The sequence below is a fragment of the Paraglaciecola chathamensis S18K6 genome (assembly GCA_000314955.1).
Classification (GTDB): domain Bacteria; phylum Pseudomonadota; class Gammaproteobacteria; order Enterobacterales; family Alteromonadaceae; genus Paraglaciecola; species Paraglaciecola chathamensis.
Genome location: BAEM01000050.1, coordinates 74748 through 96184 on the forward strand (window position 1 = coordinate 74748; position 21437 = coordinate 96184).

Annotated in this window: 17 protein-coding genes; 5 read left to right on the forward strand and 12 right to left on the reverse strand. The window is 46.5% G+C overall.

Annotated features, from left to right (window positions below; genetic code table 11):
- Positions 1–68 precede the first annotated feature (68 nt).
- Positions 69–2465: a TonB-dependent receptor gene (locus GCHA_RS18300; protein ID WP_007990973.1), complete on the forward strand. Its 2397-nt coding sequence runs from the start codon at positions 69–71 to the stop codon at positions 2463–2465.
- A gap of 95 nt (positions 2466–2560) precedes the next feature.
- Here the strand turns inward: GCHA_RS18300 and GCHA_RS18305 are convergent, their stop codons facing one another.
- The 10 genes from GCHA_RS18305 to GCHA_RS18350 all read right to left on the reverse strand — a co-directional run bounded on the left by GCHA_RS18305 (position 2561) and on the right by GCHA_RS18350 (position 15262).
- Positions 2561–3997 (reverse strand): toxin-antitoxin system YwqK family antitoxin, encoded by a 1437-nt coding sequence (locus GCHA_RS18305; RefSeq protein ID WP_007990974.1) that lies wholly within the window; start codon positions 3995–3997, stop codon positions 2561–2563.
- Positions 3994–6189 (reverse strand): hypothetical protein, encoded by a 2196-nt coding sequence (locus GCHA_RS18310; protein WP_007990975.1) that lies wholly within the window; start codon positions 6187–6189, stop codon positions 3994–3996. The genes GCHA_RS18305 and GCHA_RS18310 overlap by 4 nt, the downstream gene beginning before the upstream one ends.
- Before the next feature lie 182 nt (positions 6190–6371).
- On the reverse strand, positions 6372–7784 hold the full coding sequence (locus GCHA_RS18315) for an aldehyde dehydrogenase family protein (RefSeq protein ID WP_007990978.1): 1413 nt from the start codon (positions 7782–7784) through the stop codon (positions 6372–6374).
- A 10-nt stretch (positions 7785–7794) separates the two neighbouring features.
- Positions 7795–9489, reverse strand: coding sequence for an AMP-binding protein (locus GCHA_RS18320; RefSeq protein WP_007990979.1), 1695 nt, complete (start codon positions 9487–9489; stop codon positions 7795–7797).
- A gap of 25 nt (positions 9490–9514) precedes the next feature.
- Complete coding sequence (locus GCHA_RS18325; RefSeq protein WP_007990981.1) at positions 9515–11839, reverse strand: TonB-dependent receptor; 2325 nt, start codon at positions 11837–11839, stop codon at positions 9515–9517.
- Between the two features lie 29 nt (positions 11840–11868).
- The gene (locus GCHA_RS18330; protein WP_007990983.1) at positions 11869–12267 is read right to left on the reverse strand and encodes a c-type cytochrome; all 399 of its coding nucleotides are present in this window, start codon (positions 12265–12267) and stop codon (positions 11869–11871) included.
- Between the two features lie 68 nt (positions 12268–12335).
- Positions 12336–12893 carry a methylamine dehydrogenase light chain gene (locus GCHA_RS18335; protein ID WP_007990985.1) on the reverse strand — a complete coding sequence of 186 codons (558 nt, stop codon included), beginning with the start codon at positions 12891–12893 and terminating at the stop codon, positions 12336–12338.
- A gap of 16 nt (positions 12894–12909) precedes the next feature.
- Positions 12910–13530, reverse strand: coding sequence for a redoxin family protein (locus GCHA_RS18340; RefSeq protein WP_007990986.1), 621 nt, complete (start codon positions 13528–13530; stop codon positions 12910–12912).
- Positions 13531–13536: 6 nt separating this feature from the next.
- The gene (locus tag GCHA_RS18345) at positions 13537–14058 is read right to left on the reverse strand and encodes a MauE/DoxX family redox-associated membrane protein (protein ID WP_007990988.1); all 522 of its coding nucleotides are present in this window, start codon (positions 14056–14058) and stop codon (positions 13537–13539) included.
- 4 nt (positions 14059–14062) lie between these two features.
- Positions 14063–15262 carry an amine dehydrogenase large subunit gene (locus tag GCHA_RS18350; RefSeq protein WP_007990990.1) on the reverse strand — a complete coding sequence of 400 codons (1200 nt, stop codon included), beginning with the start codon at positions 15260–15262 and terminating at the stop codon, positions 14063–14065.
- 260 nt (positions 15263–15522) lie between these two features.
- Here GCHA_RS18350 and GCHA_RS18355 point away from each other — a divergent pair, with 260 nt between their 5' ends.
- Positions 15523–16191 carry a TetR/AcrR family transcriptional regulator gene (locus GCHA_RS18355; RefSeq protein ID WP_007990992.1) on the forward strand — a complete coding sequence of 223 codons (669 nt, stop codon included), beginning with the start codon at positions 15523–15525 and terminating at the stop codon, positions 16189–16191.
- Between the two features lie 45 nt (positions 16192–16236).
- Here the strand turns inward: GCHA_RS18355 and GCHA_RS18360 are convergent, their stop codons facing one another.
- Positions 16237–17496, reverse strand: coding sequence for a GGDEF domain-containing response regulator (locus GCHA_RS18360; protein WP_007990994.1), 1260 nt, complete (start codon positions 17494–17496; stop codon positions 16237–16239).
- A 216-nt stretch (positions 17497–17712) separates the two neighbouring features.
- Positions 17713–18141, reverse strand: coding sequence for an Lrp/AsnC family transcriptional regulator (locus GCHA_RS18365; protein WP_007990996.1), 429 nt, complete (start codon positions 18139–18141; stop codon positions 17713–17715).
- A gap of 152 nt (positions 18142–18293) precedes the next feature.
- Here GCHA_RS18365 and GCHA_RS18370 point away from each other — a divergent pair, with 152 nt between their 5' ends.
- From GCHA_RS18370 to GCHA_RS18380, 3 genes are all read left to right on the forward strand, one after another.
- Positions 18294–19499, forward strand: a complete 1206-nt coding sequence (locus GCHA_RS18370) for an aspartate aminotransferase family protein (protein ID WP_007990997.1) — start codon at positions 18294–18296, stop codon at positions 19497–19499.
- A 5-nt stretch (positions 19500–19504) separates the two neighbouring features.
- On the forward strand, positions 19505–20545 hold the full coding sequence (gene astA, locus GCHA_RS18375) for an arginine N-succinyltransferase (RefSeq protein WP_007990999.1): 1041 nt from the start codon (positions 19505–19507) through the stop codon (positions 20543–20545).
- A gap of 70 nt (positions 20546–20615) precedes the next feature.
- Complete coding sequence (locus GCHA_RS18380) at positions 20616–21422, forward strand: DUF1338 domain-containing protein (protein WP_007991001.1); 807 nt, start codon at positions 20616–20618, stop codon at positions 21420–21422.
- Positions 21423–21437 lie beyond the last annotated feature (15 nt).

Consider the following 21437-nt stretch of genomic DNA (forward strand, 5'->3'; position numbering starts at 1 on the left):
CTCAAATTTTTTTGCCACATTACACGACGGTCATTAACAAAAAAGCAACAATCAATCTGGATGGACAAATGTTGAAACTAAACACACACAAATTTCGCCTAAGCACCTTGAGTGTGGCGGTAATCGGGTTACTTAGCACAGGTGCTATTGCACAAGACACAAGCGATGCTCAAGACTCTGGCGTTGAGAAAATCATAGTAACGGCGACTAAGCGCGCTGAATCGATTGGAGACATTCCGTTTTCAATCAACGCGCAGACGCAAAGAGACTTCGAAAGAAGCGGTGCGAGCAATTTAGAAGATGTGGCTCGAAACGTTGCCAGTGTTTCTATTCAAAACCTTGGGCCAGGGCAAAGCCAAGTGTCTATGCGCGGTGTATCGGCAGGGCAAGTGGTACGTGACCAACCCGGTGTTAAAGAGCAGGTAGGCGTCTATTTAGATGAAAGCGTGATTTCGCTTTCATTGTTTACCCCAGATTTAGATTTATTTGATTTAAACCGTATCGAGACCCTGCGCGGCCCACAAGGTACGCTTTTTGGCTCTGGCTCTATTGGTGGCACGCTGCGTTACATTACCAACCAACCTGAGTTGGATACATTCGAGGGCAAGTTTGAAGCGAACCTTAACTCAGTGGATGACGGCGGTGTGGGTGGTCATGTGAAAGGCATGGTAAACCTGCCCGTATCAGACTCAGTTGCTATGCGTGCTGTGGTGTATCGCACTGATTATGCGGGTTTTATTAACGCATATGGCCCTGATAATGCGTTTAAAGAAGACGTAAACGACGGGGATAGAACCGGCGGTAGGCTGGCATTTGTTATTAGCCCAAACGACAAACTAACGATAACACCAAGGATCATTTTTCAAGAGTTGGAAATGAACGGTTTTAATCGTCAAGACGTGTTCAACGTGTTTGCTAACCCTTACACCACCACATGGCCAGCAAGGCAGTTAGGCGAGAAAGAGCAGTATCTATTATTAGATGAAGGCTTCTCCGACGATACATTTATTGCCGATGTCACCGCAGAATATCAAGCGGATATTGCTGACTTTACCTTTGTATACAGCTATACCGACCGAGATATTCTGGTCAGTCGCGACGCGAGTGCGCTGTCAGGCTCGGTAAGCATTGATTTAGGCTTCCCTGACGAAGCGGTTACTTTGCCTTCGAACCTACACGATCGCACCGAAGTGGAACAAGATACCTTTGAGCTTCGTGCCGCCTCAAATGGCGATGGCGCGTTAGATTGGATCATAGGTACGTTTTATTCATCCACCGAGCGAACGTACAAACAAACGTTACCTACCCCAGGTTACGATAGCTTTACTGATGCTACGCTAGGTGCAGGTACCTCTGCGGCGGTGGCAAATGGGTTTGAAGCAGATTCACCTTATAATGCATTCTTACCCTATGATTTATCTCAGTTAGCTGTGTTTGGTGAAATTAATTATCAAGTGAGTGATGATTTTAAATTGACGGCGGGCACACGTTTTTATGATTACGAAGAAGAGCGCCAGTTTATTTCAGGTGGCTTGTTTGCTAATGGTGACAACCAAACTGATGATACCGAGTCAGACGGATTTACCTCACGGGTGATAGGCCAATATCGTTTAAATGATAATGTGAATTTGAACGCTCAGGTGTCGCAAGGCTTTAGACTTGGCGGGGTAAACGACCCATTAAATAGAAGCTTATGTTCTGATCAAGACGAAGCTATATTTGGTTCATTTCAAAACTATGAGGATGAACAGCTAACTAACTATGAATTTGGTGTTAAGTCTTCTGGCCGTGGGTGGAGCGCAAATGTCGCTGCGTTCTACAATGATATTGAAGACTTGCAAGTGACTTTAGATGCGGGCTCATGTTCTTCGCGAGTATCATTTAACGTACCTGATGCACACACGCAAGGTATTGAGTTTGAACTCACTCGTCAGTTTACTGACCAGTTATTCTTCTCTTTAAGCGGTAGCATTATAGAAGCTGAATTTGATTCAACCGTAGTTGATGGCTCTGGTGCAATACTTGGTGGGGTTGCAGATGGTAACCGTTTGGCATCAGTACCTGAAGAGAGCTTCGCGATTGGGTTTACCTACGATCTTGCACAGCCTTTGTTCTCGTCAAACAGCAGCTACTTTCAAGGTTCTTATCAATACGTAGGCGATCGTATTACCCAACCTAGTGACCAAGTTGCGGGTGCTGGGGTATTTACCTCTGGGCTGGCATTTGGTGGTGCTACTGGGCTTGAAACAACCGAGCTGGATTTAGTATTGGATGCTTACGGCACCATGAATCTTAGTTTTGGGCTTGCGTATGATGATTATGAAATTCTTGTCTACGCGAACAATGTCTTTGATGAGTATGCGCTTTTGTCGTTTGATAGAGAGCGTGGTGGCCGCGCTAGACTTGGTTTTACCACCAATCAGCCAAGAACCTTTGGTGCGACCTTCCGTTACTTTTTTGAGTAATATTCTTACCTAGCTGATGTAACTAAAATCGCCGCCCCCTTACAACGCAGGTAAGTGTTTAAGCGGGGCGGTTTTTATTGGTTTTTTGTACAAACTCAATCTGTTTCTGACTGCAATCGTCCTTTTTCAAACAGCTGTATTTCTTCTCGCTGGCCGTCCTGATAGGAGATTCTGCTGCCGTGACGAACACCGTCTTTGCGCATTTCAAACAGGCGTAACGCGCCATTTTCAGCAAACAAGTACTGCGAGCCTGCTAAGTTGCCATCTTTATAGGTCAGCTTTGCATCAACGTAGCCTTGGGCATCACGTTTCGTCCATTGACCTTGCTTTTTGCCCTGTTTGTAGTGACCTTGCCACTGGGATTGGTCGTCTTGCTCAACCCATGCTCCGTTTTTTTTACCTTGGGTATATTGGCCGTAGGTTATTTTGTTACCTTGTTTATCAAAGCGCTGGTATTGACCGTGTTTTTTGTCATTGCGATAAAACTCACTTACCAGCAATTGCTCGCTTTGGGGATCGTAAACTTCGCGTTTTCCCTCACGTTTGCCTTGCTGTGAATAGTGTTCATAGGTGACAGTGCCATCTTTGTTTGTTTCCTGCCAATCGCCTACTTTCACCCCAGCTTTATAGGTACCGCCTGTTGTTAGCTTACCTTCATTTTTTTGGCTGTACTCACCGTCTAGCTCGCCGTTAACTCTGTGTTCAATCTGCTCGTAGCCTTCCAAAAAATAGCGTTGCATGCCATTTTTACCGCCGCCATTTTCCTCGACAGCTTCAAAAATTTTACCGTCACGGCTTTTTTCGATCAGTTTGTAAGGGTGACGCGCACCTCGGGTGAAACCGCGGTCGGGGTCACGTACACTCGAGGCGATAAAGACCTCTGTTCTATCGTAACGCCACGCGATTTCTTTTAGCCCAGGAGCATAATTGGGGATATCAACAGGCTCGATTAACTTGAGTAAGTCACCGTTGTTGGTCCATTTTTGTCGCTTGATAAACTTACCGTTTGGGCTGCGCTCGGTTTTACTGATTAACAACCCAGCTTTATTCCATCTTTTGGATGTAAGTACTAACTTACCTGCTTTGTAACGGGAAAAAGCCTGTAAGGCACCGTTGCTGTAGTATTCTTTTTCTACTCCGTCCCGTTTACTGTTTTTGTAGGGGGTGACTTTCTGCAAGTACCCTTGACTGTCACGGGTTTCAACCTGACCAGAGAAACCGTCATTAAAGCGGTGCAGCAAGCGAGAAATCAAGTGTGCTTTTCGTTCCTGCGCCACTAAGGTGCCGGTTAAGGTGCCCTTACTCACCACAGGCTCTGTACTTCTGAGCGTCGCGATGAGTGCATCTTGCTTGTCAAAAACTGAAATGGTGTAAATGCCCTTTTCATCTGGTTCGATGTCGCTTGAGTAGTGATACGTGCGATTCACCTTCACTTGTGTCGGGTACAAGTTGACGTCCATGTAGTGGGTTTCAGCGAGCGCCGGGGTTGCCATTAAGGCGAAGCACAGTAAATAGCAAAACCTAGCGATCATTCTGCGCTCTCCGTGGGTAACTCTGGAAATGTCACACTAAAGCTTTGGTCAATCGGGGTAGGTGTAACCGAGATAACTTGCACACTTGCCGGCGCACCGGCTATGCGCAGTGAGCCATCGGGGAAAGTGACATCGTCAAGGGGCGTTTGCGGGGCTAATTCGGCATTTTCTTTTAATGTGGTTAAGCTCAAGATGCGCTTTTTTTCATCTAAAAAGCGGTATTGGCTAAGTAGATCACCTACTGTGCTTAGCCGCTTATCTTTATTTAAACTTGCTAGTGGGATGACCCATGGCGTTTTTTCGTTAAGGGCGATGTTAGCCGGTTGCCACGTGCGAGTAGTGTCGCAGTGCAAGCGAATGTCTCGCTCGCCCAGTTGGTAAAAATACTCGCGTACCCCATCTTCAGTTTGCAGTTTAAGCGCCACAGGATGGGTAAAGTTTTCAGGCGTTTGGCTGCGAGCGAAAACCAGTGAACGCCCAGCCTCTTGGGCTTCAGGGGAAAGAGATGCCTGACACGTTTTCGCTTGTTCTGCCCCTAAAGGGAATATGACTTGCCCTCGTTCAACACCCTGGGGTTTAACGGCGGGTATGGGATTAGCGGGTTGGTCACTGTCAAACAAATAGCGGGTTTGTGGTTGAACATTTGGGTCAAACCGCTGTGCTCGTTCAGATAAAAAGGTGACCTCGCGCACGACTTCCGCCTCGCTAGCAGAGCGCAGCACCACAACATCAACGTGGCTTGGCGGAGTATCGGTTTTTATCAGTACCCGATGTGCTTCTGGGTCGGGGGATGCTATATAACGTAAGTTACTTTCTTGGGCATCTAGCCACTTGGGTGCTGCAGGATTGGCGCGAAACTGTACTTGGTACGGTTGACCTTCTCCTAGTCGTGTTACCAATGAGTCTCTTGGCCGACCGTTAAAAGAGACTTCGTATATATCGTCTTGTTCGGTCGGTTTAAAGTCAATTTCTACCCCATTTTTCGCGTAATGGGCGGTTAGTTTGTCGTCGAGTGCTAGGCGCAGGGTAAACGTCTCATCAGGGTACCAAGCTACTTTAGCAGTGACTTTCGCAATTTGCTCAATCGTGTCGATTAACACACCAGACGAGGTCAGTTGCAGATCGGCTTCTGTGGTTTGGCGGTTATCTTGAGCTAGGTGACGGGTGTATGTCGGCGTAGTATGCATGGGGGTATCTATTTCATTACCTGCAAAATCAAACGCCCGGGCCGCGAATATCTCAATATCACCCACTCGCACTTTTTTAGCCGCAGCATGGTTCAAAGACAGTGACAGGGTATCGTCATCTTTTGTCAGTAGGCCATTGGGTTCAAAAAATATGTTTTTAGGGTCGGTTATCGCGACTATTTCATCAGGAGATTTACCGCCTTCTAAATCAATCCAGTGGTTAGCCCATTTAGCATGAATATCGGGTATGTAGTTTTCTTCATTATCACTTACTAGCGCGGTAACCTGTGTTCCGCGAATATGAATGGTTTTACCTTTCACGGTTTGTTCAAGTTCACTGGTTTGAACCTGCTTTTCGAGCCAGCCGGTTTTTCTATCAAGTATCGCTAGCCCTGCTAGTCTATGGCCCTCAGTACCGCCTTGGTACGTGACCCAAACTCGAGAGTCGTCGACTTTGGTGACGGACAAACTCACATCAGGTACACCTGACAAGGTACCTTGGGTTTGCCAATCTTTCTCAGGGGTAATGGCTATTGGCAGGTTAGGTTGGCCGGCCTGTTCAAATAGGTTATCTACTTTGTCACCAAGTATTTGTTTTAATTGTTGCTTTAGGCTCTCACCTGATGCATCGACTTCGAGAAGCTTACCTGTTTCCAGATTAATGGTCATATCGATACCAGCGGCTTGTGCGTCTAGCATGGCTTCTGGCATTTCATCAGGTACGGATGAGCGAAAATCATAGGTGCCCATGGAAGCTTCTATTCGACCAGGTTTGATGTGCAGTTTTACTGTGTCACCTTTTATTTCGGTGACTTCAATTGTACTGTAATTTTTGCTCGAGAATTGCTCATCACGCCCTTTATCAGTGGTGATTTCAACTGTTTGTGCTGTACGGTAATCACGTTTTTCACCCGCCTTAGGGGTGAATTTTACGCTTGAGCTATCGGTGCAGGCGGACAACATGAGTAGAGATAAGGCTGAGACAAAAATAGAAAATGCGCGCATAGGTTCTCGTTTATGAAGTATGAAGGTTAAAAGGTTTTCTAATATGCGGAAAGTAAGTGAGCTAAGTTGCTCAGAGAAGGCAGAGAAGAAAAACACGGGTTAAATAAGGGGGCAGGGTAACGAGCATAAGCTCGCTTTGCAACTATTCCCCCAGCGCGTGTGGGGGAATATTATGACTCAGATTAAAACGTTTGTTTGGCTATGTTAATGACATGCACTTGGGTGTATTCCAATAAGCCTTCTTGGGCGAATTCAACTCCAATACCTGATTCTTTCGCGCCACCAAAAGGTACAGTTGGGCCAAAGTTTAGGTGTTGGTTTATCCAAGAAGTACCGCATTCTAGCCGTTTGGCGACCTCATAAGCTTTATCTAAATCGTTTGACCAAACAGAGCCGCCTAAACCAAATACTGAGTTGTTAGCGCGCTCAACCGCGTCATCAATCGTTTTGTATTTAATGACCGGCAGAATAGGCCCGAATGGCTCTTCATCCACCACTTTGCAGCCGTCGGTTACGTCACGCACTATGGTTGGGCGCATAAAGAAACCGGGGCCGTCGAGTACCTCACCACCAGCGGCAATAACGCCATTGTCTTTGGCGTCTGCTAAGTATTCTTGCACCTTGATGAATTGTGCCTTGTTTTGGATGGGCCCAAAGGTCACACCATCGTGTAAGCCATTGCCTACTACCGCACTATTTGCCAATTCACTTAGCTCGTGAACAAGGTCGTCGTAAATATCTTCATGTACGTATAAGCGTTTTAGGGCAATACAAACTTGGCCGCAGTTCATGAACGCCGTGGCAAAAATGGCCGGGGCGATTTTTTTAGGATCAACATCAGGTAGCACGATGCCTGCGTCGTTGCCGCCAAGCTCCAAGGTTAAGCGCTTGAGCGTACCCGATGCCGCCGACATGATTTTTTTACCTGTCGGGGTTGAACCCGTAAAGGCCACTTTGGCAACATCAGGATGGGCACTGAGAATATGCCCTAAATCATTATTGTCGGTGATGATATTGACCACGCCTTTAGGGAATATTTGCTGACAAATATCTGCCAGTTTCAGCACACACAATGGTGTTGTCGCGGGTGGCTTTAAAATAAACGTATTGCCAGACAACACTGCTGGCGCCAATTTAAAGCAGCCTATCATCAAGGGGAAGTTCCAAGGGACCACACCTGCAACCACACCCAGAGGTTTGCGGTGTAGCTCGACTTTGCTGGTTTCATCGTCTTGATAGGTTTCAATAGGCAGTTCTCTCTGGGCAAAGTAACGAATAAATGCACAGCTAAAACCCACTTCAGCGGTTGATTCGGCCAGTGGTTTACCTTGTTCTTGGGTGAGTAATTCAGCGAATACACCGGTTTGTGCTTCTAGGGCATCAGCGAGTTTATTGAGGCTGTCTCGACGGGTTTGCATATCCACCGTTTGCCATTGTGCAAAAGCTCCTTTGGCAGCAGCAATAGCCTGTTCAAATTGGCTTTCATCAGCGCAGGTAATCTGCTGAAATACCTCTTCGGTTGCCGGGTTAATGACATTGAGTGAGCGATTACCTTGAACTAACTCGCCATTGATCAGCATGGGAAATGATTGCATGTTGTATCCTCTATTTTGCAAGGGCAGGAGAAGCCTGAGCCACTTCAAGCTCCATGACTTCGCGCATTTTGAATTTCTGTACTTTGCCCGTGACCGTCAACGGAAACGCTTCAACGAAGCGAATGTGTTTAGGGACTTTAAAGTGAGCAATTTGATTCTTACAGAAATCGGTTATGTCTTTGGCAGCGGCACTGCTACCAGGTTTTAGGCAAATCCAGGCGCAAACTTCTTCGCCAAAATCGACATGGGGAATACCGAATACTTGAATATCCTGTACCGCTGGGTGGGTATATAAAAATTCTTCAATTTCTTTGGGGTAGATGTTTTCACCCCCACGAATAATCATGTCTTTGCTGCGACCGACTATGGTCACATAGCCGTCTTCATCCATGATGCCGATATCACCTGAGTGTAACCAGCCACCAGAATCTATGGTTTCAGCCGTGCGGCTCGGATCGTTCCAGTAACCTCGCATCACCGAATAACCTCTGGTGCATACTTCACCGCGCTCACCAATTGGGATTACGCGGTTGTGTTCATCCACCAGTTTAACTTCGATGCGAGACATTACTCGGCCGACAGTTTCAACGCGTTTTTGTAGCGGATCTTCAGGTAAGGTTAAATGGTTCAACGGGCTAAGCTCGGTTTGACCATAACCAATGAGCACGTGCTCCATGTGCATTTCACCAATAACGCGTTTCATGACTTCAGCCGGGCATAACGACCCCGCCATGATGCCGGTACGTAGGCTGGATAAATCAAACTCATGGAAATTGGGGTGATCTAACTCAGAAATAAACATGGTGGGTACGCCATGCAAGGCGGTGCAGCGTTCCTTTTCAACCACTTGCAAAGTGGTTAACGCATCAAACGCATCGTTGGGGTAAATCATGGTGGCACCGTGGGCGATACAGGATAAATTCCCCAGTACCATGCCAAAGCAATGGTAAAGGGGAACCGGTATACACACTCGGTCACTGGGGCTTAGGCGCATGCCTTCACCGGCCAAAAAGCCGTTATTAAGAATATTACAGTGGGTTAAGGTGGCTCCTTTGGGCTGGCCTGTGGTGCCACTGGTAAATTGGATATTAATAGGGTCGTCAGGCAGCAGTTGATTGGCCAGAGTGACTAATTGCTGTCGCTGCGCTTCTGTGCCCATTTGCGAGACATCTGCGTAATTAAGCATTCCCGGCACTGCCTCGTCGCCCATTTTTATAATACTGCGTAAATGGGGCGTAACGGAGCTTTCAATTTTCCCCGGCTCACAGTGCGCCAGTTCAGGTATGAGCTGCTGTAACATTTGCGGGTAGCTGCTGGTTTTGAACTGTTCTGCGCAGACAATGGCTTTACACTCCACCTTGTTTAGCGCGTACTCTAATTCACGAAGGCGATAAGCAGGGTTAATACACACCATGATCGCGCCAATCTTTGCGGTTGCAAATTGGGTGACGGTCCATTCATAAGAATTGGGCCCCCAGATCCCCACACGATCACCAGACGTTATGCCAAGAGCGAGTAAGCCAGTGGCCAATTCATCGACTTTCTGTTTGAGAGTGGCGTATGTCCAGCGAATGTCTTGGTGGTCAACCACCAAGGCCTCGCTGTCTGCATGTTTTTGGCTAATGTAATCAAAGTAATCACCAATGGTTTGGTAAATAAGCTGAGCATCAGCCTTGCCACATATATAGCTTTGTTTAAGCGCCATAAAATGTTCCTAATCTATTGTGTCTTTATTCAAAATTGTAGGTAGCACTGAGCCCCCACCATCTGGGTTTGCCGTAGTAATTCTCAACCATGCCGAATCCCCCAGCTTCAGGCCCGCCTGCGAGATCAAAGGCCATTACGCGATATTCTTTATCAAGCAGATTGTCTACAAAGCCAGCGAATTCCCATTTGCCATCATCAGAGGTATACGACACCCGAGCATTAAATAGGGCGTAGCCACTTTGTTCGCCCACGGGTGAATTTTTCAATTGAAAGTAGTGATCGCTCATGTAAACAAAATCTATTTGCGCTGCTAGCTCGCCGTCCGCTAGTTGCCAGCCGTAACGCGCTAAACCATTAATATTCCACTCTGGGGTAACCACAGCGCGCCGGTCGACTAGATCACCGTTAGGGAGTTGATAGGCATCTTCCACGTTGTTGTCGACGTAGCTAACGCCAAGTAGCAAGTCTAGGTTGTCTATTGGGTTTGACGTGATCTCAAGCTCAGCACCGCTGACGCTGGCGTCAGTGTTGAAGACGAACGTGGTTAAGCCTTCTAAGCGAAAGGCTTGATAGTCGTCGTAGTCATAGTAATAAACAGCGCCATTGACCCGAGTGGTGGAATTGAGCTGATGTTTCACACCAAACTCGTAGGCATGTAAGGTTTCTTTGCCAAATTGCATTTCTTCTGGGCCACCGGTTTCAGGATTACCATCAAGAAAGTCAGTGATATCGAGCGGAGCATTGTAGCCGCCGCTTTTAATGCCGCGGTTGTAGCTTAGGTAGAATAATGTGCCTTTACTGGGGCTGTAATCTACTTCCGCTTTGGCGGTTAAGTAATCATCATCTAGGCTGGCAAAATCGAAGGTTTCATCATTAAATACAAAGAGCGGGCCGCCAAAGCCCAATGGATCTGGGTTGACGATATTGGCAGCAGAGGGGTTACTGCCATTGGCAATTTCGACATAATTTTGCGAGTAGTCGATGGACTTTTCTTCATTGGCCCAGCGCAAACCGCCAATAACGGTCCATTGCTCATTTAGATCGTATTCTAACTGGGCGAAAACAGAGTAAGTCTCGGTGGTGGTGTCAAAAGGGGTCCAAATCGTGACGGGCCCGCCTGTTTCAGGGCCGGTACCTGCTCCAGCACCCGCAAGCTGGTCAACAAACCCGCGCACTTCTCCGCCATTGGCGAACGTGCCGTCGATGTCTAAATAGTACAGTCCAGCAACCCAGCGGCTATTGTCACTTTGGCCGTTTAGGCGCAGCTCTTGAGAGAATTGGTCAACATCCGATTGTAAAAAGAAGTTGTAGTAGTCTTGTGGCGAGGCGTCTGAGTCTTCGATGTAGTCTTTCTCTAGGCTCCACACATCGGTGATCGACGTCAGCAGAATATCACCAAAATCCCATTGTAAATTACTGGTGATCCCTTGGCTTTCGACTTTGTTAAAACCAATTCTGTCGTATGAACCTGTGTACACGCCATTATCAGGCTCTTGATAAGCTGATGTCGTTAAATTGGGGCCGTCAAAATGTTCTCCCAAGCCGGTTTCAGGATTTAAGCGCGCACTTGAATGCTCGAAAAATCCGCTGTCTATGTCTTGCTTACCGCTTCTGGCGCTGATCAGCCATTCCACGTCGTCTGTGACTTCAAGCAAAAATTGCAAACGGGCTGCCCAGTCGTCTCCGTTGTTGAGATCTTTACCAAGGGTGTTGTTGATGTAAGGGTCGTGATTATTGGTGGTGAAGGAGAAGCGAGTGAAGAGGGTGTCGGTGAGTGCGCCGCCTATAGCGCCTTCTGTCAGGATTTGGTTATAGCTGCCTAAGGTAACCTTACCATATCCCTCGAAGGTGTCGGTGGGCTTGCGTGAAATGTAATGTACCAAGCCCCCCGTCGCATTTCTGCCAAATAGTGTGCCTTGCGGCCCTTTGAGTATTTCTACCCGTTCGATGTCAAACAGTTGAAAACCAGCACCAGATGACGCGCTGATGTACGCCTCATCTAAGTAAACTGCCACAGGGGATTCTTGATGATCACCAGAAAAGTCATTCTGCGCTACGCCACGAATATTGATATAAAACGCAGACGGACCATTGGGCTGAATAGCCGTGACCCCTGGCGCCATAGCGGTGACTTCTTGCGCGTTGTCGTAGCCGAGAGCATCAAGTTGTTCGCCACTGAAAGCGGTGATTGAAATCCCCACTTCCTGAACGCTTTGGGTGCGTTTTTGTGCGGTCACTTCTATGACTTCTAGCACATCAGCATGGGCGCTGATACTGGCCAGTCCGCCAACGCTGGCAAGGCCGAGCATGACCGCGGTCGATATGGTTGAATAGCTTAGTGTTTTCATGGTGTCTCCTAGGTGCGAATCCAGTGTGTTTAATTATTTTTTTTGTACTCTTCTATTCGGGTAACCAGCGCTTTGCGCGTGCTCCCCAATTCGCTACGTAGAACGTACTGCCGCAATCGTTCCACCTCTTGCTCATCAAACGGTTGAAAGTCATCGGGTAGCTGATCTGTACTAAAGGTGCGCAGCATCCAATTGACGATTTGAGATAACTCCTTACTTTTTAAAGGCGCAGTTGCTACGCCGGGTACTTGAATTAAAAACTCTCGGCCACCCTCCACGGCGGCAAAATAGCCCACGTAGTTGCGCATGTCAGGGATGCGAGGGTCGCCACTTCCGCGGCCATCTGCGGTGTGACACCCGCTACAGAACAAGGTGTATTTCATCTTGGTCTGGGCGTCATTGGCGTGGCTCGCCAAGGGCAGCCACATCAGTAAAGCAATCCCGAAAGTGGCGAATGACCTGACTCGAAAACAATTAGGCATAGGAATACTCCCAGCTATGATTCGATTGAGGTGCCGAGGATGACCGCTGTTGAGCACACGTAGGTTTCGCTAGACGCGCCCACACACCAGTTGGTGTCGTTATTTGAAAATGCTCGATACATGGGGGTGTCATCTTCATTACGATTACAGAAACAACGTCCGCAAGCTGCTTTACCGCAACAGTCGTTATAGGAAATGATGTAATGCTTGTTATCCGCCGGGTTAAGACAGGTGCCGATCCAAGTGATTGGCGACATTTCTGTGCCTGGCGGGCAGGCTGATTGAGAGCCGCCGCAGCAAGAACATAAAAAGCCGTCGATACCACAGTAGCGCCAGTACTCGCAGGTAGTTGGGTCGCCTGGGTCCCCATCGCTACCACTTGTTTGCGGGGAAACCCCCGGATAGTGAGCACCCGCTGGGGCTCCACCACTGGCGGCTTTAGCCACAGGCAAAGCAGGTATGACAGAAACACCCACAACAGCTTTGCCTACATTGGATAAAAAGCTGCGTCTTGAGCTGGTGCGGGCGATATTACGGGTTTTGTTTTCAAAGAATTTATCAAACCATTTCATAATAGAGTCTCTCTCGTTAAGCCTGTTTGTAGAGGGTGCGTTCGTTGTTACCTTGCTTCTCTAAGAACTCTTGGATCGACGCCACATTGAGGTCCTGAGCATTTAATAGGCTCTCGATGTGTTCGCGAGAATTAACTAAGCCCATTGATGAGATGATGCCTGTCTTGTCGATAAGCGTGGCGTAAGGTAAACGGCTAACGCCGAATTTTTTACCTACTTCCTCTGAAAGCACATAAGGGAAGTTCTCGAGTTTTTTGTCTTTGATAAAGGCGTGATGATCTGGTTCGTCACCATCGCTAACAAAGACCACATCTAAGTGCGAACGCTCGGCCCGTGACAAAGAGGTAATAACAGGTAGGTACTCTTTACATACAGGGCAATCAGGCGATAAGAAAAATAGCAGCGTGCTTTTCTGGGTAGGCTTGCCTATGAGTAATTTTTCTTTGCTTAAGGTTTTAACAGAAATTTCTGGGGCTTTATCGCCTGCTTTTAATTGCTGATTCATGGCTAATGCACCTGCTGGCGCAACACGTTCATACAGCACACCGACTTGACGTGCTAGGGCGTAAACCACAACACCAAGTGCAATAACCAGTACCCACAAGAGGGCGAATGTAAATAGAAATAGGTTTGACATAGTGAGTTACCTCTTTAGAGCGTTGATGTGAGATTGGTTACGAAGTAGTTGCTGAGCAATAACACCAACAAGCAGTGCTACAGCGCCGAACAATAAGCTAATGAGTACATCTGACGTGCGAGATGTGGCGGTTTGCAGAGCAAGAAACGCAACCACATGCAGCAATAAAATACCTGCGTTTCGCCATAAAAGGCTGACACTCAGGCGTTGTTCTTGACTACCAAATAGGCACCCGCAATCAAAATCTTGATTACCAGAGTAAATATTCAGGGCGATAAGCCCGCTATAGGCCAGTAGTAACCCGCAAGCGAGTATTAGCCCGAATAGCTGCATAGCAGGCAGTAGCAATAAAATGGCGCTTAGCGCTTCGGCTAAAATCAGCCCTATTACTAATATGTCGCGTTGAATGGGTGGTACCCATTGGTATTGTTTTAGGTTGTGGGTGAAGCTGTTTAAATCTGCCAGTTTATGGACGGCGCAAGCGATCCAAAATACGCTAAGTAAGCCGAGTAATAGGTTAATTAACATAAGGTTACTCCACTGCCGTTAGCGTGAAGGGGTTGGCGTTATCACCGCCAATAGACAAGGTGCGCTCTAACTTGGCACTCTTGGGGTTGTAAACGTCGATCATCATTTTCGCATTGGTGACGGCTAAAAGAGCCTCATCACCCTTGGTGACTTCAAGCGAAATGCCGTGGGTTTCAAGAGGGATGGTTTTGATCTTTTTATGCTGCTTGGTGTCGTATACCCACACTTCTGTGCCGCCGTCTTTGTGGCTACCATTCACACCGTCTTTGTGCATTAAAACAAAGACCCGCCCATCTGGGTGGCCAGAAATGATTTGCCAGCCACCTGGGCGCCAGTTTTGCTCTCGCTCACTGGCACTTAGCAGATCCCATTTTTCTTGAGGTTTGGCGACTGGGCCACTTAAATCAACGGGTTGCATGTAGCCCTGGAATGTCGGGAAGTAGCCGACATTATTGATGCGAGCGTATTTCTCAAACAGGGGATCTTCATCCACATTGAAAAAAGACGGTACGCGGGTTTCACTGGCAACCTTGCCTTGTTCATCTAACTGAATGCTCAGCATTGAACCGTCGGCACATAAGGTGCTAAACCCACGTTTTCCCGAAGGGTAAATTAAGCTGCAACCTGGGATATCCACATCGTTGAGAACCTTGTGTTCAAGCATATCGATGACGGAAACCGAGGTAGCGGGGGTAAAATTGAAAACAAGCATGTACTTGTCGTTATCAATTAGCTGTGTGGCGTTTTTCTCTGACACTGTTTGTGCACGTTTTTTATGGGGTAATTCAATTTCTTTTTTAACGCTAAGAGTGGCGTTATCCCACACAGATAAAACATCAGTTCGCGCACCTCGCGTACCTCGAGCGTAATAGGTTTCTGCGCTGTACATTTCGTTGCGCTCGGTGGAAGGAATAAACGAGCCGAAAAAGCCGGTGCTGACTTGGCCTTTGTAGTTACGCGTGTTACTGGCGATATCTAAGATGATCACTTTGCCTTCAGTCATTCCCCAAAAATTCATGTCTTGAACATACAGCCAAGATTCTGGGTGCGTTTCGGGTAGGGTCAGTACATTGGGCACCGTATCGTTAGGGAGTTCAGCTTGGCTTGTTGGACTGAATACTGAACAGAGCAGTAGTGCAGAGAATAATGTAGATGATAGTGCGGATGATAGTGCAGAAACGGGTCGTATTTTTTTGCTAACCATTAGAGTGATCCTAGTAATTGACATGCCCGCCGCACTTCAATCGAAATAAGCGGTGAACAATTAATGCGCTAAATAGTACGTATGTACTAAATTAGTACAGTTGTACAAATGATCCAAGTGTTTTTTCACAAATTTTTCACATGAGTGTTTTTTTTGAGCGATCATTCAAGCTTGTTCAAGACTTTTACTGGGATCTGATATAATCACGCACAAGGGAAAGGTAAGCATGTACGAATGCTTGCCTGATTAAAGGTAACTAATTGAATAAAATGAGAAATATTAGAAAAGGAACGGGGGAATCTCGTCGCGGTAAAGAAACCATATTACTGATTTTAGACTCTGCCAAATCGATACTCATTGAAGAAGGGTACAGTAAGTTGTCTATGCGAAAGGTTGCGCTAGGGGCACAGATCAGTGTGGGTAATTTGCAGTATTACTACCCAAATAAGAATGATCTTTTAAAAGATATGCTCGATCATAGTATTGATGAGTTTATGGATGAATTTGAAAGATTACGATTAGGGGCGAACAACGATCCTGAGTTGCACCTCAAGTCGATTATCAATTTTATTGTGCTTGATTTGGGTAACCCCACCACAACGACCTTCTACCCGGAGCTTTGGGCGCTGGCCAATCATGACGAGTATGCGGACAAATTAATGGATGAAATTTACGCTCGGGTGCGGGTACCGCTTGAAGATAGCATTATGCGTTTGAACCCAACGCTGAACTTTGAGCAAGTGCAAAAAGTCGCGCTGTTTATTTCTTCGTCCATGGAGGGCATGACCATGTTTGTAGGCCACGGTAAAGTATGGAACGACTCCATTCAACATATGGCAAATATCGCCACTATGAGCTTTTTGCAGTTGGTAAAAAATATTACACCAGAAACAATCGAGCAAGCATCACTAGAAGCGCCGCTAAGGTAAGCACTCAACCCTTGGTGATAGTGGCAACCTAGGGACGCATGCTAACTAAATTATCTGGGTGTTAGCTTGTAATTCATCAACGACGATTTGATTTCTGCCTAGTTGTTTTGCTTGGTAAAGCGCGAGATCAGCAAAGGAAATCATGCCGTCAATTTCACCTTCAAACTTGTTGCTTAACCCTATGCTGGTGGTGCACTTAATGGGTTGTTGATTTATCCACGAAGCACGCTCGCTAAACGCAATACGGAATTCCTCTAGACTTGCTTTAGCTTGTTCTACGGAGGTATTTTGAAAGTAAACGCAGAACTCTTCACCGCCGAATCGTGCGATAAGGTGTTGGCTAAAATGGCTAGCCAAAAGCCGCGCCACATCTTTTAACACTTGGTCACCCCCTTCGTGGCCGAATGTATCGTTCACCTTTTTGAAGAAATCTAAATCGATGAGGGCAACACAATCTTGAGCTGAAGGTGAGGTGTTCTCTAAGCGGTGAAAGAAGTAGCGGCGATTGGGTAAGCCAGTTAAATAATCAGAATTTGCTGCTCGGCGGATAGCTTCGATATTTTCTAAGCTTTCAATATTTTGGGTGACGCAGCAGAAAAATTCTTCATGGCAGTAAGGGCGGTTTAAATAGTCATTGGCGCCGCTTTTTATGAACCTAGCGGACAAAAAGGATGGGCCCTCTGAGGACATGCCAATGACAGCTAAATCGTCTTTTTTGAAGTTTTTGCGTAGCGCGACAAGCATTTCTAAGCCGCTCATATTGGGCATGTTTTCATCGGTTAAAACCATTTTAATGCCGGGGTTTTTGTTTAGAATTTCGAGCCCTTCAATGCCGTCTTTAGCTTCATACGTAATAAAATTGTGTCGTTTTAATAAATTGACTGCGGCGTTGCGACTCAACAGCGAGTCGTCGACCACTAATATTCCGATTTTACTGTTGCGCTCTAAACGAACAATTAAACGCGTTAGGTACTCGTATACTTGGGCATTCTGTTTGGGGATATAGTCAACCACAGGCTTGTTTAAAATTTGTTCGCGGGTGTTGTTGTCTAGCCTGCCCGTGATAACAATGACCGGGATATTGTATTTTAATACCGCTTCAATGGCTTCGCCTCTAGGGGCATCAGGTAGGGTATAATCGACTACAGCACATAAAAACTCATCGCTGGCTTGATCATTTAGTACGTCTAACGCTTGGGTTAAGCTGAACACGCTGATCGGTGTTTTATCTGCTTTTTTAATTAAGTGACTGACAACACGAACACTGGTAGAACTGTCATCGACAACTAACACTTTACTTTTCAATTTACACGCCTTGTTTAACCGATCCCATGAATTACATGAAAAATGTATAGAGCGTAAATAGATACGCCATCGCGGAGGGTTATGCAATTAGGCGAAAGTCGACAAAGGCAATATTTTCTTCTGTTATACCATTACTACATAGCGACGCCTTAATCAAAAACCGCTGGAGGTATTCTGAGGCGCTCACTTATTAATGCGGATTGGTATTAAACGCTACTATCGCTTGAACTTTGTCTCTAAGATAACGGATGAATTAGTACGTTCCACTCCGTCCAAGTTACCTATGTTGTCTAAAATCTGGCTTAACTGCTCAAGAGATTCAGCTTGCACTATAGCGATTAAGTCATACTCTCCGCTAATGGCGTAGAGTTCACTGACTTCGCTGACTTGGCGCAATTCTGCGTTGGTTTTGGCGGTTAATTTTTGCTTAACCTTGATGGACACGTGCGACGATACAAGGTTGTCTTGGTATTCACTGCCATATTGTACTGCATAGCCTTTAATCACACCGGATTCTTCCAGTTTAGTCATGCGGTTTTGAACGGTCGAGCGGGATAAATTCAATACACGCGCTAAATCAGAGATGCTGGCTCTGGCATTAGAGCGCAGGATAGAAAGTAGCTGTTGTTCTTGTTTAGTTATCATTTTGATACTTAATTTGGTCTATTTGCTAATTAGACTGAGCATTTTAACCATAATGCTACTGCAATTTTAACCTGATTACCTTGATAATAGAGTAATACGTAGACTGTGATGCGTTTCACAGTGAATGAATAAAAACTAATAGGAGTGCCCAAATGCAAGTAACCAGAGATTTATTCGATGACGTTATGGTTCCCAACTATGCACCATCAGCGATTATTCCAGTGCGTGGTCAAGGCTCTCGCGTATGGGATCAAAACGATAAAGAATACATCGATTTCGCAGGTGGGATAGCGGTTAGTTGCTTAGGTCATTGCCACCCAGCACTTGTGCAGGCGCTTACAGAGCAGGGGCAGAAATTATGGCACCTGTCAAACGTGATGACCAATGAACCAGCACTGCGCTTAGCCAAAAAACTGACTGAGTTAACCTTTGCAGATAAAGTCTACTTTGCCAATTCGGGGGCAGAAGCCAATGAAGCGGCTTTAAAGTTAGCTCGCCGCTGGGCACTCGACGTGCACGGTGAGCACAAATCACAGATCATCTCGTTTAATAAAAGCTTTCATGGGCGTACGTTCTTCACTGTGACCGTGGGGGGACAAACAGCTTATAGCGATGGTTTTGGTCCTAAACCAGGTGATATTGCCCATGCTGATTACAATGACTTGGCCAGTGTTGAAGCGTTAATTTCCGACAACACCTGCGCTGTGATGCTTGAGCCACTACAAGGCGAGGGCGGGATAATTTCCCCCGGTGCCGACTTTATTAAAGGTGTGCGTGCACTTTGTGACAAGCACAATGCGTTAATGATTTTCGACGAAGTGCAGACGGGTGTCGGCCGCACCGGTGCTATGTATGCCTATCAATATTTAGCTGTTACCCCAGATATTTTGACCACAGCAAAAGCGCTAGGCGGCGGTTTTCCGATAGGGGCTATGTTAACGCGCACTGAAATAGCAAAACACTTAAAAGTAGGGACTCACGGCTCTACTTACGGTGGCAACCCCCTTGCCTGCGCCGTTGCTGAAGCGGTACTTGACGTTGTTGATAATAGTGAAGTGTTAGCAGGCGTAGCCCAGCGAGAGCAGTTATTCCGTGCTGGTCTAGTGCGCATCAATGAGAAATACAATGTGTTCAGTGAGATACGCGGGAAGGGGTTGTTGCTTGGAGCAGAATTGAATGACACCTACAAAGGCCAAGCGAAAACATTTCTAAATGCAGCAGCAGAGCATGGCTTGATGTGTTTAGTGGCCGGCGCAGATGTGATTCGATTTACCCCTTCTTTAGTGATACCAGAGCAAGACATAGCGGCAGGCTTACAGCGTTTCGAGCAAGCTGTTGCTCAAGTAGTTAAAGGCTAAGCAGCATGTTGGTAATTCGGCCTATATGCTCGGCAGATTTTGCGGCTTTAAAGCAGATTGCGATTGAATCTGGGCATGGCTTTACTTCGCTTCCTGATAATGATGAGTTATTACTCAGCAAAATATCTCGCGCCCAAAAGAGCTTTACTGAAACCGTGACCTCCCCCGGTCAGCAAAGCTATTTATTTGTGCTCGAAGATACGCAAAGTAAAGACATCATTGGTGTCACTGGGATTGAAGCGGCGGTGGGTTTGAGCGCACCATTTTATCACTATCATGTTGCCAGCCATGTGCATTACTCACCTCGCTTAGGGGTGAAAAAAGTCGTCGAGACGCTAAATTTGTGTAACGACTACACTGGGGCATCTGAAGTATGTACTTTATTTGTACGTGAAAAATACCGCCGTGGTTTTGCTGGGCAACTTTTGTCTCGTGTTCGTTATCTGTTTATGGCCAATCACCCTGAGCGCTTTTCTGATTTGGTTATTGCCGAGATGCGCGGTATTTCCGATGAAAATGGCCATTCGCCGTTTTGGGCATGGTTAGAGACGAACTTCTTTGGGATTGATTTCCCTACTGCTGATTACTTCGTGGGTATTGGGGATAAATCGTTTATTGCTGAGTTGATGCCTAAACACCCAGTGTACGTGGCGCTGCTAAGCCCTGAAGCGCAAAATGTGATTGGAAAGGTGCATGAAAAAACAGCCCCTGCACTGCGCTTACTGCAAAAAGAAGGCTTCTTTCATCGCGGATACGTCGACTTGTTTGACGCGGGGCCTACTGTCGAAGTGGCGCTAAGAAACATTCGTACAGTGCAACAAAGTCGCTTAGCAACTGTGGCGATAAGTGATGAACACCAATTATCACAGGCCAAAGCAGATGAGCAAAATTACATGCTGTGCAGCACAAACGTCAGCCAATTTCGCGCCACGATCACCCCTGAAGTGAAATACCACAGCGATACAAATTCGTTACTGCTCAGCGCAAATACGGCGGCTGAGTTAGGTTTATCAGACGGCAGCGATGTGCGTTTTATTAAGCTATAAAACGAGCAGAGCAAAAGTAAAATTGCTCTGCTTTGGCACGTCATAACATTGAATAGAAAGGTTTTTATTTATGCATACAAACGTGAATACTTTATTTGAAAAATTATGGGAAAGTTACCTTGCGGTAACGCCTTCTGCGGTTACCGTGCACGACTTATTTGATAAAACTCAGGGACAAGAGGTGGTAAACGATCACATTGCTCTGCGTACCTTTAACTTGCCGGGGATCGGTTTGAGCGCGTTAGCAGCGCATTTTGAAGCCGTCGGTTACAAGGCTTGCGGTGAATATCATTTCGTAAGCAAGAAGCTTTACGCGAAACATTTTGAGCATACTGAAAATCCAGATTTACCCAAGGTCTTTATTTCCGAATTATTGCTTGAACAGTGCAGTGAGTCATTACAAGAAACAGTGCGCTCTCTTGTGGCAAACATGGATAAAGACGCAGTGACCCAAGACAGCTTTTTATACTCAGGTCGTCACTGGGATATTGACTACCCAACTTATCAACGCCTGTTGCAAGAGTCAGAATTTGCGGCGTGGGTAGCAGCGTGGGGCTATCGCGCTAATCATTTTACTGTCAGTAATAATCATTTAAGCCAGTTTGACTCTATTGAGCAAATCAATCAGGCAGTGAAGGCTGCAGGTTTGTCATTAAATACTGCAGGCGGTGAAATCAAAGGCTCGGTTGAGGTTATGTTAGAGCAGTCATCTACTTTGGCAGATAAACATCCAGTGGCCTTTACTGATGGCGAGCGCGCAATCCCTAGCTGTTTTTACGAATTTGCTAAACGCTATCCAAAATCTGATGGCTCGATATTCACTGGTTTTGTCGCTGAGTCAGCGGATAAAATATTTGAAAGTACTAACGCTAGGTAGCTGCACGCTATACCC

Bases quoted from the DNA above. Each gene is read 5' to 3' on its own strand.
- GCHA_RS18300 (WP_007990973.1), top strand. From the start codon at position 69: ATGTTGAAACTAAACACACACAAATTTCGCCTAAGCACCTTGAGTGTG.
- GCHA_RS18305 (WP_007990974.1), bottom strand. From the start codon at position 3,997: ATGATCGCTAGGTTTTGCTATTTACTGTGCTTCGCCTTAATGGCAACC.
- GCHA_RS18310 (WP_007990975.1), bottom strand. From the start codon at position 6,189: ATGCGCGCATTTTCTATTTTTGTCTCAGCCTTATCTCTACTCATGTTG.
- GCHA_RS18315 (WP_007990978.1), bottom strand. From the start codon at position 7,784: ATGCAATCATTTCCCATGCTGATCAATGGCGAGTTAGTTCAAGGTAAT.
- GCHA_RS18320 (WP_007990979.1), bottom strand. From the start codon at position 9,489: ATGGCGCTTAAACAAAGCTATATATGTGGCAAGGCTGATGCTCAGCTT.
- GCHA_RS18325 (WP_007990981.1), bottom strand. From the start codon at position 11,839: ATGAAAACACTAAGCTATTCAACCATATCGACCGCGGTCATGCTCGGC.
- GCHA_RS18330 (WP_007990983.1), bottom strand. From the start codon at position 12,267: ATGTGGCTGCCCTTGGCGAGCCACGCCAATGACGCCCAGACCAAGATG.
- GCHA_RS18335 (WP_007990985.1), bottom strand. From the start codon at position 12,893: ATGAAATGGTTTGATAAATTCTTTGAAAACAAAACCCGTAATATCGCC.
- GCHA_RS18340 (WP_007990986.1), bottom strand. From the start codon at position 13,530: ATGTCAAACCTATTTCTATTTACATTCGCCCTCTTGTGGGTACTGGTT.
- GCHA_RS18345 (WP_007990988.1), bottom strand. From the start codon at position 14,058: ATGTTAATTAACCTATTACTCGGCTTACTTAGCGTATTTTGGATCGCT.
- GCHA_RS18350 (WP_007990990.1), bottom strand. From the start codon at position 15,262: ATGGTTAGCAAAAAAATACGACCCGTTTCTGCACTATCATCCGCACTA.
- GCHA_RS18365 (WP_007990996.1), bottom strand. From the start codon at position 18,141: ATGATAACTAAACAAGAACAACAGCTACTTTCTATCCTGCGCTCTAAT.
- GCHA_RS18370 (WP_007990997.1), top strand. From the start codon at position 18,294: ATGCAAGTAACCAGAGATTTATTCGATGACGTTATGGTTCCCAACTAT.
- astA (WP_007990999.1), top strand. From the start codon at position 19,505: ATGTTGGTAATTCGGCCTATATGCTCGGCAGATTTTGCGGCTTTAAAG.
- GCHA_RS18380 (WP_007991001.1), top strand. From the start codon at position 20,616: ATGCATACAAACGTGAATACTTTATTTGAAAAATTATGGGAAAGTTAC.